Annotated in this window: 9 protein-coding genes; 5 read left to right on the top strand and 4 right to left on the bottom strand. The window is 69.1% G+C overall.

Annotated elements, in window-relative coordinates; all coding sequences use genetic code 11:
* Nucleotides 1-63: 63 nt before the first annotated feature.
* Entirely contained in the window at nt 64-1,395 is a 1,332-nt protein-coding gene (locus NFR49_RS06460; protein ID WP_251158790.1) for a PTS sugar transporter subunit IIA, read from the top strand.
* Nucleotides 1,396-1,764: 369 nt separating this feature from the next.
* Nucleotides 1,765-5,334, top strand: a complete 3,570-nt coding sequence (gene nifJ, locus NFR49_RS06465; protein WP_251158791.1) for a pyruvate:ferredoxin (flavodoxin) oxidoreductase — start codon at nt 1,765-1,767, stop codon at nt 5,332-5,334.
* Nucleotides 5,335-5,482: 148 nt separating this feature from the next.
* Here the strand turns inward: nifJ and NFR49_RS06470 are convergent, their stop codons facing one another.
* From NFR49_RS06470 to deoC, 3 genes are all read right to left on the bottom strand, one after another.
* Nucleotides 5,483-5,662 carry a hypothetical protein gene (locus tag NFR49_RS06470; protein ID WP_251158792.1) on the bottom strand — a complete coding sequence of 60 codons (180 nt, stop codon included), beginning with the start codon at nt 5,660-5,662 and terminating at the stop codon, nt 5,483-5,485.
* Nucleotides 5,663-5,774: 112 nt separating this feature from the next.
* Nucleotides 5,775-6,680 carry a YitT family protein gene (locus NFR49_RS06475; protein WP_251158793.1) on the bottom strand — a complete coding sequence of 302 codons (906 nt, stop codon included), beginning with the start codon at nt 6,678-6,680 and terminating at the stop codon, nt 5,775-5,777.
* 114 nt (nt 6,681-6,794) lie between these two features.
* Nucleotides 6,795-7,466 carry a deoxyribose-phosphate aldolase gene (gene deoC / locus NFR49_RS06480; protein ID WP_251158794.1) on the bottom strand — a complete coding sequence of 224 codons (672 nt, stop codon included), beginning with the start codon at nt 7,464-7,466 and terminating at the stop codon, nt 6,795-6,797.
* Between the two features lie 127 nt (nt 7,467-7,593).
* On the opposite strand from deoC, the gene NFR49_RS06485 reads away from it, so the two are divergent.
* The gene (locus NFR49_RS06485; RefSeq protein WP_251158795.1) at nt 7,594-8,313 is read left to right on the top strand and encodes a GntR family transcriptional regulator; all 720 of its coding nucleotides are present in this window, start codon (nt 7,594-7,596) and stop codon (nt 8,311-8,313) included.
* 66 nt (nt 8,314-8,379) lie between these two features.
* Nucleotides 8,380-9,330, top strand: a complete 951-nt coding sequence (locus tag NFR49_RS06490) for a class I mannose-6-phosphate isomerase (protein WP_251158796.1) — start codon at nt 8,380-8,382, stop codon at nt 9,328-9,330.
* A 229-nt stretch (nt 9,331-9,559) separates the two neighbouring features.
* Here the strand turns inward: NFR49_RS06490 and NFR49_RS06495 are convergent, their stop codons facing one another.
* A complete protein-coding gene (locus NFR49_RS06495) occupies nt 9,560-11,152 on the bottom strand; it encodes a C69 family dipeptidase (RefSeq protein WP_251158797.1) in 1,593 nt (530 codons plus the stop codon).
* Nucleotides 11,153-11,523: 371 nt separating this feature from the next.
* Here NFR49_RS06495 and NFR49_RS06500 point away from each other — a divergent pair, with 371 nt between their 5' ends.
* Entirely contained in the window at nt 11,524-13,803 is a 2,280-nt protein-coding gene (locus NFR49_RS06500; protein WP_251158798.1) for a C69 family dipeptidase, read from the top strand.
* Nucleotides 13,804-13,940 lie beyond the last annotated feature (137 nt).

The raw sequence follows: 13,940 nt of genomic DNA on the forward strand, positions 1-13,940 counted from the left end.
GGTTTCCGGCCATTGCCTACAATGGGGGCGGCGTGTCAGCGGGGGAGCGAGAGGGGTGACGGCGTGGACGAGCGGCTCAGGGCCTTCACGGCCTACGTCATGGCCCATCCCGGCGCCACCGTCGACGAGGTCGCCGAGCGGTTCTCCGTGAGCGACCGCACGGCGCGCGACTACCGCAAGCGCGCCAACTACGACCTCGCCGGCGCCGCCGAGGTCGTGCTGTCCCGCGGCCACCTGCGCGTCGAGGTCGTCGACGGCGCCCGGCTGCGCGCCCTCATCGCCGACGGCCCGGCCGACGCCGCCCAGGCCGTGGAGGAGGAGGGGCGGGACCTCCCCCTCGAGCTCTCCGGCAAGGCCTGGGAGGTGGCGGGCGCCATGGTGGACGCCGCCGAGGAGGCCTTCTCCCACGAGTTCTCCGACGACCTCGAGCTGCGCATGAACCTCGCCCGCCACGTGGAGCCCCTGGGCGAGCGCCTGCGGTCCGGCGAGGCGGTGGAGAACCCGCTGCTGGGCGACGTCAAGAGCCGCTACCCGCTGGCCTTCGCCATGGCGGCCTCGACCTCCGGCGTGCTCGAGGGGGCCTACGGCGCCAAGCCCTCCGACGACGAGCTGGGCTTCATCGCCCTCGCCTTCGCCCTGGCCCTCGAGCGGGGCCGCGAGCGCGTGCCCCGCAAGAACATCGTGGTGGTGTGCGCCACGGGCCACACGAGCGCCCGCATGCTCGAGCACCGCATCCGCAGCGAGTTCGGCCCCCAGCTGGGCCGCGTGGAGCTCTGCGACCGCGACGACCTGCTGTTCCGCGACCTCTCCCACGTGGACTACGTCTTCACCACCGTGCCCGTCGACGCCCAGCTGCCGGTGCCCACGGTGACCATCAGCTACTTCTTCAGCGACTCCGAGGCCGACCGCGTGCGCGGCCTGCTCTCCGACGAGGGCGACCTGGACCTTCTGCCGTTCTTCCCCGAAGGGCTGTTCCTCGGGCACCTGTCCGCGGGCACCAAGGCCGAGGCGCTCCACGCCCTCTGTGAGGCGGCCCGGGCGGCCGGTTACGTCGACGCCGGGTTCGAGGGCGCCGTGTGGGACCGCGAGGAGGCGGCGTCCACGGCCTTCGGCGGGGGCATCGCCCTCCCGCACCCCATGGGGCGCATGTGCCCCCGCACGTTCGTGGCCGTGGGCCTGCTCGACGAGCCGGTGCTCTGGGACGAGTCGGGCGAGCGGGCGGAGGCCGTGTTCCTGTTCGGGTTCGGCGAGGGCGACGGCGACCGCTTCGAGGGGCTGTTCGGCCGGCTGTCCGCCTTCCTCACGGACCGCGACGCCGTGGCCGCCCTCCTCGGCGAGCGCACGTTCGACGCCCTCGCCCGCGGGCTCTCGACGCCCCGGAGGCAGCTCCCGTAGGGGCGCCCGTCGCCGGGGATTTGATATATCTTTTACCGTCCAAGGCCCCGTGGGGGACCGGCGGCGCCGTGGAACCGGTTGCACCCCGCTCCTCCATACCGGGCCGGTGGGTGCCCCAACAGCGGAAACGCGTTGACCACGGCGAAACGGTCATACAGGGTGCCGAATCTCTCATATTTCTGTTGAGATTGAGCGATAATCGAGGGTAACGGTGCGTCGGCACCCGATCCGCCCCCGTCGTCCCAGCCATGGGGCCACAGGGGCGGCGCCGGTGCCTCCGGGCTTCCGGCACCAAGGGATCTCCCGGGGAAAGCCCCGGTACAGGGCCGCCTTGACGGGGCGGCCCACAACGCTTCAGAAGGAGAGGGTATGGCAAGGAAGTTCAAGTCAATGGACGGCAACGAGGCCGCAGCCTGGGTCTCGTATGCCTACACCGAGGTGGCGAGCATCTACCCGATCACGCCGTCGAGCCCCATGGCCGACCACGTCGATCAGTGGGCCGCCCAGGGTCTGAAGAACATCTTCGGCACCCCGGTGAAGATCCAGGAGATGGAGTCGGAGGCCGGTGCCGCCGGCGCCGTCCACGGCTCCCTCGGCGCCGGTGCGCTCACCACGAGCTACACCGCCTCCCAGGGCCTGCTCCTGATGATCCCCAACATGTACAAGATGGCCGGCGAGGGCCTGCCCAACGTGCTCCACGTGAGCGCGCGCACCGTCGCCACCCAGGCGCTCAACATCTTCGGCGACCACTCCGACGTCATGGCCTGCCGCCAGACCGGCTACGCCATGCTCGCCGAGGGCAACGTCCAGGAGGTCATGGACCTCTCGCCGGTGGCCCACCTGGCCGCCATCGAGGGCGGCGTGCCGTTCCTCAACTTCTTCGACGGCTTCCGCACCTCCCACGAGATCCAGAAGGTCGCCGTGTGGGACTTCGAGGACCTCAAGGACATGGTCGACATGGACGCCGTCCAGGCCTTCCGCGACCACGCCCTCAACCCCGAGCACCCCACCGCCCGCGGCTCCCATGAGAACGGCGACATCTTCTTCCAGCACCGCGAGGCCTGCAACGGCGCCTACAACGCGCTGCCGCAGATCGTCCAGGGCTACATGGACAAGATCAACGAGAAGCTCGGCACCAGCTACCACCTGTTCGACTACTACGGCGCCCCCGACGCCGACCGCGTGGTCGTCTGCATGGGCTCCTTCTGCGACACCCTCGAGGAGGTCATCGACTACCTCAACGCCCACGGCGAGAAGGTCGGCCTGGTCAAGGTCCGCCTGTACCGCCCGTGGTCCGTGGAGGACTTCGCCGCGGCCCTGCCCGACACCGTGAAGTCCATCGCCGTGCTCGACCGCACCAAGGAGCCCGGCTCCATCGGCGAGCCCCTTTACCAGGACGTGATCACCTCCCTGGCCGAGGCCGGCATCGAGGGTCTCACCGTCATCGGCGGCCGCTACGGCCTCGGTTCCAAGGACGAGCCCCCTGCGGCGGCCTTCTCGGTCTACGAGGAGCTTGCCAAGGACGAGCCCAAGCGCGAGTTCACCATCGGCATCGTGGACGACGTCACCAACCTGTCGCTCCCCATGGACCCCAACGCCCCCGGCACCGCGGCCCCCGGCACCATCGAGTGCAAGTTCTGGGGCCTCGGCGGCGACGGCACCGTGGGCGCCAACAAGAACTCGATCAAGATCATCGGCGACCACACCGACAAGTACGTCCAGGCGTACTTCCAGTACGACTCCAAGAAGACCGGCGGCGTGACCGTGAGCCACCTGCGCTTCGGCGACTCGCCCATCCGCTCGCCCTACTACGTGACCAAGGCCGACTTCGTGGCCTGCCACAACCCCAGCTACATCATCAAGGGCTTCAAGATGGTGCGCGACGTCAAGCCGGGCGGCATCTTCCTGGTCAACTCCCAGTGGTCCGACGAGGAGTTCGCCGAGCACCTGCCCGCCGAGGCCAAGCGCTACATCGCCGAGAACGACGTCAACGTCTACCTCATCGACGCCATCGACCTCGCCGAGCAGGTGGGCATGGGCAAGCGCACCAACACCGTGCTCCAGTCCGCCTTCTTCGCGCTGGCCGACATCCTGCCCGCCGAGGAGGCCCTCCAGTACATGAAGGACGCCGCCACCAAGTCCTACTCCAAGAAGGGCGACGCCGTGGTCGCGGCCAACCACAAGGCCATCGACGCCGGCGCCACCGCCTTCCACAAGTTCGAGGTGCCCGCCGACTGGGCCAACGCCACCGACGCCCCGGTCGACGACGACCTCAAGGGCCGCGAGGCCATCGTCAAGCAGGTGCGCGAGCTGCTCGGCCCCATCAACCGCATGGACGGCGACAGCCTGCCCGTGAGCGCCTTTGTCGACAACGCCGACGGCACCTGGGAGCTCGGCGCCTCTGCCTACGAGAAGCGCGGCACCGCCGTCATGGTCCCCCGTTGGAACCCCGAGCTCTGCATCCAGTGCAACAACTGCGCCTACGTGTGCCCCCACGCCGCCATCCGTCCCATCGTCATGGACCCGGAGGAGGCCGCCAACGCGCCCGAGGCCATGAAGACCATGGCCCTCAAGGTCCCCAAGGGCACCGACTACACCTTCACCGTGGCCGTGTCCCCGCTGGACTGCATGGGCTGCTACAACTGCCTCTCCGCCTGCCCCAAGTCCACCCAGCAGGACGGCGGCGCCCTCACCATGGTCCCGCAGGCCGAGGAGGCCGCGCAGGTGCCCGTGTGGGACTACGCGGTCAACGAGGTCTCCGAGAAGCGTGAGCTCTTCAGCGACAAGAACACCCGCGGCAGCCAGTTCTCCATGCCCATGCTCGAGTTCTCCGGCTCCTGCGCCGGCTGCGCCGAGACCGGCTACGCCCGCCTGGTGACCCAGCTCTTCGGCGACCGCATGTTCATCTCCAACGCCACCGGCTGCTCCTCCATCTGGGGCAACCCCGCGGCCACCTCGCCGTTCACCTGCAACGCCGCCGGCCACGGCCCCGCGTGGAACAACTCCCTGTTCGAGGACAACGCCGAGCACGGCATGGGTCTGCTCATCGGCTACGAGGCCGAGCAGAACCGCCTCGTCGCCCAGACCGAGAAGCTCCTCGAGGTCGAGGGCCTGCCCGAGGGCCTCAAGGACGCCGCCACCGCGTGGCTCGAGAACAAGGACGTCACCGGCGTCTCCCAGCAGGTGTCCGCCGACTACGCGGCCGCGCTCGTCAAGAGCGACGACCCGCTGGCCGAGGATATCGCCGCCAACAAGTGCTACCTGTCCAAGAAGTCCTTCTGGATCTTCGGCGGCGACGGCTGGGCCTACGACATCGGCTTCGGCGGCCTCGACCACGTGCTGGCCTCCGGCAAGAACGTGAACGTCTTCGTCTTCGACACCGAGGTCTACTCCAACACCGGCGGCCAGGCCTCCAAGGCCTCCAACCTCGGCCAGGTGGCGCAGTTCGCCGCCGAGGGCAAGGGCATCAAGAAGAAGCCGCTCGCCGAGATGATGATGAGCTACGGCTACGTCTACGTGGCCCAGGTGGCCATGGGCGCCAACCCCTCCCAGCTGCTCAAGGCCCTTGCCGAGGCCGAGGCCTACGACGGCCCGTCCCTCATCATCGGCTACAGCCCCTGCGAGATGCACTCCATCAAGAAGGGTGGCATGCTCCACTGCCAGGAGGAGCAGAAGCGCGCCGTGGACTGCGGCTACTGGAACCTCTTCCGCTTCAACCCCGCCGCCCCGGCCGGCAAGCGGTTCACCCTCGACTCCAAGGCGCCCAAGGGCGGCTACCAGGAGTTCCTGGAGAACGAGAACCGCTACGCCTCGCTGCGTCGCTTCTTCCCTGACCGCGCCTCCGAGCTCTTCGCCGAGAACGAGCAGGCCGCCATGGACCGCTACGACCACCTGGTCAAGCTCAAGGACATGTACGACGAGGAGGGCAAGGCCGAGTAGGCCCGACCCCACACCCCGAGGTCTTTGAGAAAGGGACCGCACCCGAGGAGGTGCGGTCCCTTTTCTGTGGGTCGGCGATGGTGCGGGCGGCCCGTACGGGCGGAGCGGGCGGGCTGCCACGGGCCGCGGCCGCGGGCGGTGTGGGAGGCTAGTCCTCGAGCTCCACCTGGCTCTGGGGGACGAAGCCCTTGTCGGCGGGCTCGTCGGGGTCGGTGGCCAGGGACACGTCGGCCCCCTCGACCTCCTCCGCCACGGACTGGGCGTCCTCCACGATCGTCGGGTCGGCCGCGTTGGCCTCCATCTCGGCAGCCTTCTTTTCCAGGTCCATGGTTCCTCCTCTGTCGGGGCGCCGCAGCGTCGTGTTTCCGTGGGGAGGTACGTACCCGGCCGGGGGCGGGGGAGCGGTCGCGCGGGCCGTCGCCACGGCAACGGCACGGGACCTAGACGTTGCGGAACCCGCGGCCCACGATCTCGGAGGTGCTCACGATGGTCATGAAGGTGCCGGGCTGGGTGAGGTGCAGGTGGTTGCGCAGCCTCACGGCCTCGGAGCGCGTGAGCACGCAGGTGACCTCGGTGAGGGGCATGCCGGAGAAGCCTCCGCGGGCGTCGCACATGGTGGAGGTGCGGTGCAGCTCGTCCACCAGGAACGCCTCGATCTCCTCGGGGTGCTGCGTGACCACCGTGCACACCTTTGACTGGTTGAAGCCCTCGATGGCGTCGTCCACGATCATGGTCTTGGCGAGCAGGCCCAGGATGCAGAGCATGCCCGTCTCGGCGCCGTAGAGGCCCACGGAGAACGCGACGATGAGGCCGTCCACCACGAGGAGCGCGCGGCCGATCTGGAGGTTGGTGCGGGCCTTGAGGATCATCGCCAGGATGTCGGTGCCGCCGGTGGAGGCGCCCACGTTGAACACGAGGGCGCTGCCGGCGGCGGGCAGCATCACGGCGAAGCAGAGCTCGAGGAGCTTGTTGGAGGTGAGCGGGTCCACGACGGGCCAGACCCACTCGAAGAGCGAGACGTAGAACGACAGCGCGAACGACGCGAAGATGGTCCAGCCCATGGTGCGCACGTCGAGGAACACGAGGCCTGCCACCACGAGGGCCACGTTGAGGATCCACATGAACGCGCCCACGTCGAGGGTGGGGAAGAGCGTGGACAGGATGATGGCCACGCCCGAGGTGCCCCCGAGGGCGAAGTGGTTGGGGGCCTTGAAGATCACGATGCCCAGGGCCGTGAGGATGAGCCCCAGGTTGACGAAGACGGCCGTGCGGGCGAGGCTGGGCCTCTCCCGGCGCGACTGTGCGCGCCGCCCCTCGTCGAGCACGGCGGGGGCGGCGCTTCTCATGGGCGGTACGTAGGTCTTGGGTCTCTGGTCGGGTGTCACCGGGTCCGCCCTTCAAGCGGTTGTGCTGTCGGCTTGAAGGATGGGTCGGACGGCCGGTCTTGTCAAACGGCCGCCCTAGGCGAGGCCCCGCTCGGCGAGCTCGGCCATGATGGCCACGCCGGCGGAGGTGCCGATGCGCTCGGCCCCGAGCTCCACCATCTTGAGGAATATCTCCGCGTCGCGGATGCCGCCGGCGGCCTTGACCTTCACGGCGGGGTCCACGTTCTCGCGCATGAGGGCCACATCCTCGAAGGTGGCGCCGCCAGTGCCGAAGCCCGTGCTGGTCTTGACGAAGTCGGGGCGCACCTCGGAGGCGACCTCGCAGAGGCGGACCTTCTCGTCGTCGGTGAGGTAGCAGTTCTCGAAGATGGCCTTCACGGTGACGCCGTTCTCACGGCATGCGTCCACGACCTCGATCATCTCCCGCTTCACGAGGTCCCACTGGCCGTTCTTGACGGCGGTGAGGTTGACCACGTAGTCGATCTCGTCGGCGCCGTTGGCGATGGCGTCGCGGGTCTCAAAGACCTTGGTGGCGATGGTGGTCTGGCCCAGCGGGAAGCCGATGGCGGCGCCGGTGTGGACGCCGGTGTTGGCCAGCAGCGACGAGCAGAGCGCCGCCTGCACGGAGTTCACGGCCACCATGGCGAAGCCGTTGTCGCGGGCCTCCCGGCAGAGCACCTCCATGTCCTTCTCGGAGGCGTCGGCATGGAGGTTGGTGTGGTCGATCATGGCGGCGTAGCGGTTCATGGTCCCCCTCGGGTGCGGTGGCGTGCCTTTGACTGAACATATTACAGAATATGTCAGTGTAATCAAACGGAACTTGCGATAGAATCGCTGAGACGACCTAACCTAATGGAGAAAAGGAAAGACTTCGGTGAGTCAGACCCCCCGCTACATCGAGATCCGCGACGACATCCTGGCCCGGGTGTGCGACGGCACCTACCCGCCGGGCGCCATCCTGCCGCCGGAGCCCGAGCTCGCCGAGGCCTACGGCGTGAGCCGCCCCACCCTGCGCCGGGCCATCCAGCTTCTGACCGACGCCGGCTACGTGGAGAAGCGCCGGCGTCGCGGCACGGTGGTGCGTCGGCGCAAGGTGGAGCAGCGCTTCATGGACACCCTCATGAGCTACGGCGCGGACGTCGGGGCCCAAGGGGCCATCCCGGCCACGCGTGTGCTGCAGGCCCGGGCCCAGGGGGCCACGGCGGGGGTGGCCGAGGCGCTCGGGCTCGAGGAGGGCGACACCGTCATGGGCCTCATGCGCCTGCGTTCCATGGACGGCGAGCCCGCGGTGCTGCTGCGCACCTGGGTGCCTGCAGCGGCCTTCCCCGACCTGCTCTCCCACGACTTCGAGCGCGAGAGCCTCTACGACGTCTTCGCCGAGAGCGGCCTTCCTGTGGAGACCGTCCGGCGCGTGCTCGAGGCGGTGCTCCCCGAGCCCGTGGAGGCGGGGCTGCTCGGCATCGACGAGGGGCAGCCGTGCTTTCTCTTCAAGAGCGTGGGCAGGGCCAGGACGGGTCGGGCCATCGAGTACTCGGTGGCCCTCTACCGGGGTGACACCAACACCTTCACCGTAAGCCTCACCACGGGGGACTGACCGGCGCCCTGCCCTACCCGCACGGGCCCGTCGCCGGAACGTGCGCGACCGAGACCAAGGAGAGCCATGGCCCGAGACAAGACCCGTCCCGCCCCCCGCGGCGTCCTCGTGCAGGACCCGTGCCTCGTGCGCACCGTCTGGGGCGCCGCCCGTGTGGCCGCCGCCCGCGGGCTGGAGGGCACCGTGGGCACGAGCTGGGAGGTGAGCCGCCACCCGCACGGCGAGAGCTCCGTGGCCGAGGGGCCGTGGGCCGGCGTGGGCCTGGACGCCGTGCTGATTGCGGATCCCGAGGGCTGCCTGGGCGGCCACGCCATGGTGCGCGGCGCGTTCCTCGACGCGGCGGAGCCCCTCTCGGTGCAGGTGCACCCGCAGGAGGCCTACGCGCTGGCTCACGAGGGGGACCACGGCAAGACCGAGACCTGGTACGTGGTGGATGCTGAGCCCGGCGCCACCATCGTGGCGGGGACGTCCGCCGGCTCCGTGGAGGAGCTCGAGACGGCCGTGGCCGGCGGCGCCTTGGACGGGTTGCTCGTCCGCGTCCCTGTGGAGGCCGGCGACCTCGTGCATGTGCCCGCGGGCACGCTCCACGCCCTGGGCGCCGGAGTGCTGGCCGCGGAGCTGGGGAACGACTCCGACGTCACCTACCGCTTCTACGACTACGGGCGCATGGACGGGGAGGGCAACCCCCGCGAGCTCCATGTGGGGCAGGGCCTCGCCGTGGTGGACCCGTCCAGTCGTCCCGAGGTGACGGCGTGCGGCACGTCCCTCGGCGAGGGTGTGGCGGCGTCGGTGTCGGCCGACGGCTACGAGGCGTTCGTCCTCGACGTGCCCGAGGACCTCGTGTGGGATTTCGGCGGTCGCCCCGCCGCCCTCATGGTGGTGGCCGGCTCCGGCCGTGCCTCCTGGGACGGCGGCGCGGCGAGGTTGGCGTCCCTGTCGGGTGCATTCGTGCCGGCGGCGACGGGGGAGGTACGCCTCACGGGCCCCATGCGCCTGTTCTGCGCGACGGGCATGTGACGCCGGAGGGGCCCGACCGAGGTGGGACAAAAGTGCCCGACCGATGGGACAGAACGGCGGCGCGTATCGTCGGATACACGCCGCCGTTCGACCCGTCCCACCCGCACGGGCCCGCCGCCGGAACGTGCGCGACCGGGACCGGGGGTGGGACAAAAGTGCCCGACCAGTGGGACAAAAGTGCCCGACCAGTGGGACAAAAGTGTCCGGGTGGTGGGACAGGGGCGGCGGGCTACCGGTCGTTCATGTTGAAGCGGTCGCGCATGTTCACGCTCGTGGTGAAGAGCACCTTGCCGAGCACCTCGTCGGTGGCCTTCTGGATGAGGTCGCAGGTGGCCTGGTTGGCCTTCTCGAGCTCGGCCCGCACCGCGGCCTCGTCGGCGCCGTCGCCCAGGGCGTCCACGGCCTTGTCGGCGGCCGCCACCTGGGCGTGGCCCTGGCCCAGGGTGGCCTCCTGGTAGGCGGCCACGGTGTTCCAGTTGCTGCCGAACTGCGCGTCGGCCAGGGCGGCCAGCACGCGCATCTCCCAGTAGAAGGTCTCGGTGGTCACCCGCGGGGTCACGGCCAGGTAGTCCGGCACCGCGCCCACGTTGGTGAACATCGGGATGAAGGTGGAGTAGGTCATGTCGCCCATGGAGACCCACTGCACGGAGCGGTGGCTGGCGGCCACGGAGGGGCGGATCTGGATGAGCGAGGTCTCGTTGTTGCGGTTGATGCCGATGGGCCGGTAGAGCTTGCCCTGCTCCTTGGTGCCGAGGGTGCCGTAGGGGTCGTAGACGGTGTCCTGGTAGTGGCTCGAGAGCACGGTCTTGACGTCCTCCACGGTCACCTTGCGCTCGGGCACGCGGCACCAGGGCAGGTCGTCGCTGTCGGGCCGGTAGGTGGCGTCGGGGCCGTCGTAGGAGTCGGACGGGTTGAGGCAGCGCTGCATGTACCAGGCGCGCGGCGTGTTGTACACGTGGTCGGCGTAGTCGTGGCTGCCAAAGACGGGCCGCGGGTCGATGACGCGGGGCAAGCCGCGCAGGCGCTCGTCGGCACCGCCGGCGCCCACGGCCGCCGCGGCGGCCCCGAGCACGGTCTTGGCCACGGATTCCTTGGGCATTCCCAGGTAGAGGTGGTTGTCCACGATGAAGTCCACGAGGTCGGCGCTGCAGCGGTAGTCCTTGCCCTCGCCGAGGGCGTCCACGAGGTCCAGGCGGTCGATGCCCAGCTGGTTGGGTTGGCTCACGTAGGCGTCGTCGGGCACGCGGCGGGCGATCCAGTGGTGGCCGCCCACGGTCTCGAAGTACCAGACCTCGTCGGGGTCGCTCACGGCGATGCCGTTGGACTCGTAGGTGCCGTACTTCTCGTGCAGGGCCCCCAGGCGCTCCACGCCCTGGCGCGCGCTCGTGACGTAGGGCAGGCAGACGGTGACGATGTCCTCCTCGCCGATGCCGCCCACCCGCTCGGGCTCGTAGCCGGGCTCGCCCTCGGTGCCCACGGCGGGGCGGTAGGCCACCAGGGGGTCGGCCCCCAGCACCCGGGAGTTGGTGGTGATGGTCTCGGTGGCGCTCATGCCCACATTGGCGCTGTTGACGCCGGCCTCGGCCCAGACGCCCTCGACGGGGTCGACGTTGGGCATCGCCGTGTAGCGGAGCGGGTTTTCCGGCAGGTCGATGGTGAGGTGCGAGATGACGCAGCGGTAGGTGCGCGGCTGGTCGGCCGGCTCCACCACCACCATCTTCTTGGCGCAGAACGAGCCGTCGCCGTCGTCCTCGTTGCGGGCGATCATGGTGGAGCCGTCGTAGGTGGCCCCCTTGCCTACCAGCAGTGTCGTGCACGCCATGGCACTCTCCTTTCCAGAGGGCGGCGGAACGTGGCCGCCGGGATGTCCGACCCTGTCTATACCCGTGCCCCATGGCGCGGGGAGAAAAATATTCGATGTATAAACCAGCGGCCCCGATCGAAGGAGTCCGCTCTTTTTACACTTCTTCTACCTCGTATTATTCGCTGTGATGAGAGAAATATCCATTATCTTGCGATTGAAGTCCCTCCGTTCACGCATAGGGAACGACCGTTCACGCGACTGTCCCCAGCAAAGCCCGTCCCTTGATAATAGGATACATAGGTGAGTACAGACGTCTTTCAGGTTTTGGCCTGGGGCGTCGGTGCCGTATCGGGAGCGGGGCGGGGCCCCGCGAGAGAAGGAGAGAGCCTATGAAGACCCGATGGTTCAAGAGGGCCATGACCGGCCTGGCCTTTGCGGCTGCGGCCACCATGGCCGTGCCCGTGAACGCCCTGGCATGCACCCAGGTGTGGATGCCCGACGCGCTCACGGCCGAGGAGAACACCTGGTACGCCGGGCGTGCCGAGGACTCCTACGCCCGTGCCGTCAAGATCTTCGGTGTGGAGCCTCGCCACGAGGCCGGCTTCGTCTACCAGTCCAACGAGAACGGCGACGGCGCCGAGGGCGACAACTTCCAGTGGACGTCGCCCACCGCCACCTACCGCTACACCTACGTGCGCGACCACGGCAACAACGGCTGGGAGGGCTTTGACAACGCCTACTCCGCCGCCGGCATCAACGAGTGGGGCGTCTCCTGCTCGGCCACGCTGAGCATCTATCCCAGCACCGAGGTCAAGACCGCCGACCCCAACGTCGACTCCGGCATCGGCGAGTACAACTACGTCTCCATCGCCCTGGGCCAGTCCAAGACCGCCCGCGAGGCCGTGGAGCTCCTCGGCAAGCTCGTGGACGAGCACGGCGCCTGCAGCTGCGACCAGATCATCATCTCCGACAACACCGAGAGCTGGCTGCTCGACGTGGTCTCCGGCCACCAGTGGGTGGCCTTCCAACTGCCGGAGGACCAGGCCAGCGTCAACCCCAACATGGGCAGCCTCTGGTACAAGGTGGACCTCGACGACGAGGAGAAGTGCATCCACTCCGAGGACCTCGTGAAGACGGCCGAGGACGGCGGCTTCCTCAAGAAGTTCGACGACGGCACCCCCGACATCGCCCGCTCCTACAGCCGCACCAACGAGGGCAACGGCCAGTTCTCCCGCTATGTCATCGGCCGCGCCTACTTCGACGCCCTTGACGGCCTCGACTACACCGTCGACGACCAGGGCCGCATCACCGGCGTCACCGACGGCTCCCTCTTCTTCACCCCGGGCCGCAGTGACTGGACCACCTTCGACATGATCCGCTCCCTGGCCGCCCGGGCCGACAACGTCACCGGCCTCAAGGACGGTGTCGCCACCACGGTCACCGGTGTGGGTCGCCAGGACTCCCTCGAGAGCCACATCTTCGAGATCAAGCGCGGCACCGACGCCCAGGTGGCCACCGTTGAGTGGCTCGCCCTCAACCGCGACGAGTACTCCGTGGCCATCCCGTCCTTCGGCGCCCTCGTCACCGAGGTCAACTGGCGCTACGGCTCCCAGGAGCTCAGCACCCTCCACCAGGGCGACCGCTACAACAGCGACTCCGTGGCCACGGCCCGCGCCGCCGGCGAGTGGGACCAGTACCTGCCCTACGTGATGATGGACCTCAACACCCTCGCCAACGCCAACCGCTCCGACCTGGCCCCCGGCCTGCGCGCCTACCTCGACGCCCTCCAGAAGGAGCTCATCGCCGACAACGACGTGGTCGAGGCCGAGCTCCGCAAGACCCAGGGCACCGAGGCCCGGGAGGCCCTGGCCACCCGCGCCGCCGACAAGGCGGCCGAGAAGACCTGGGAGCGCTGCTACAAGGTGCTGCAGGAGGCCCGCGAGTGGCTCAACGGCAGCCGCGAGAAGCCCTTCGCCGCCTCCGACTACGACGCCGAGAAGGGCGCCCTCAAGACCCCGCTCGGCTACGCCGATGCCACCCTCGGCGAGGACCCCGTCGTGGAGCCCACCTACACCTGGCAGCAGGATGAGAACGGCAAGAAGCTCGTGGACGACAGCGGCGAGGCCGTGACCGACCAGTGGATCGACCTCGAGGGTCACCGGTACCACCTCGACGAGGACGGCTACGCCGAGACCGGCTGGATCACCGACGAGGACGGCCAGACCTACTTCCTGCGTCGTGCCGACAGCGCCTACGGCCCCGAGGGCTCCATGGGCACCGGCTGGCTCAACGAGGGCGGCCACGCCTACTTCCTGCGCCGCGCCGACAACGCCTACGGCCCCAAGGGCTCCCTCGGCACCGGCTGGCTCACCGAGGCCGACGGCCAGACCTACTTCCTCCGTCGCTCCGACAACGCCTACGGCCCCAAGGGCACCCTGGGCACCGGCTGGCTCTACGAGGGCGGTCAGGCCTACTTCCTGCGCCGCACCGACAACCAGTGGGGCCCCCGCGGCACCCTGGGCACCGGCTGGCTCAATGACGGCGGCCACACCTACTTCCTGCGCCGCGCGGCCAACCAGTGGGGCCCCAAGGGCACCGCTGCCCGCGGCTGGATGACCGAGGGCGGCCACCGCTTCTACTTCGACTGGAAGACCGGTCGCCTCTCCTAGGCTCCTTCCCTGACCTCGTCTGAGGCCACGGGCCTCCCCCGATGCCGCGGGGGAGGCCCGTTTTCGTGCGGGCGACGGTTTTTTCAGTCGCTACTATGGAAAAGAAGCAACCGGAGGGGCCCGCGGGCCGGTACGGA

The organism is Caniella muris, assembly GCF_943193035.1.
Lineage (GTDB): Bacteria > Actinomycetota > Coriobacteriia > Coriobacteriales > Atopobiaceae > Granulimonas > Granulimonas faecalis.

Bases quoted from the DNA above. Each gene is read 5' to 3' on its own strand.
- nifJ (WP_251158791.1), top strand. From the start codon at position 1,765: ATGGCAAGGAAGTTCAAGTCAATGGACGGCAACGAGGCCGCAGCCTGG.
- NFR49_RS06470 (WP_251158792.1), bottom strand. From the start codon at position 5,662: ATGGACCTGGAAAAGAAGGCTGCCGAGATGGAGGCCAACGCGGCCGAC.
- NFR49_RS06475 (WP_251158793.1), bottom strand. From the start codon at position 6,680: ATGAGAAGCGCCGCCCCCGCCGTGCTCGACGAGGGGCGGCGCGCACAG.
- deoC (WP_251158794.1), bottom strand. From the start codon at position 7,466: ATGAACCGCTACGCCGCCATGATCGACCACACCAACCTCCATGCCGAC.
- NFR49_RS06490 (WP_251158796.1), top strand. From the start codon at position 8,380: ATGGCCCGAGACAAGACCCGTCCCGCCCCCCGCGGCGTCCTCGTGCAG.
- NFR49_RS06495 (WP_251158797.1), bottom strand. From the start codon at position 11,152: ATGGCGTGCACGACACTGCTGGTAGGCAAGGGGGCCACCTACGACGGC.
- NFR49_RS06500 (WP_251158798.1), top strand. From the start codon at position 11,524: ATGAAGACCCGATGGTTCAAGAGGGCCATGACCGGCCTGGCCTTTGCG.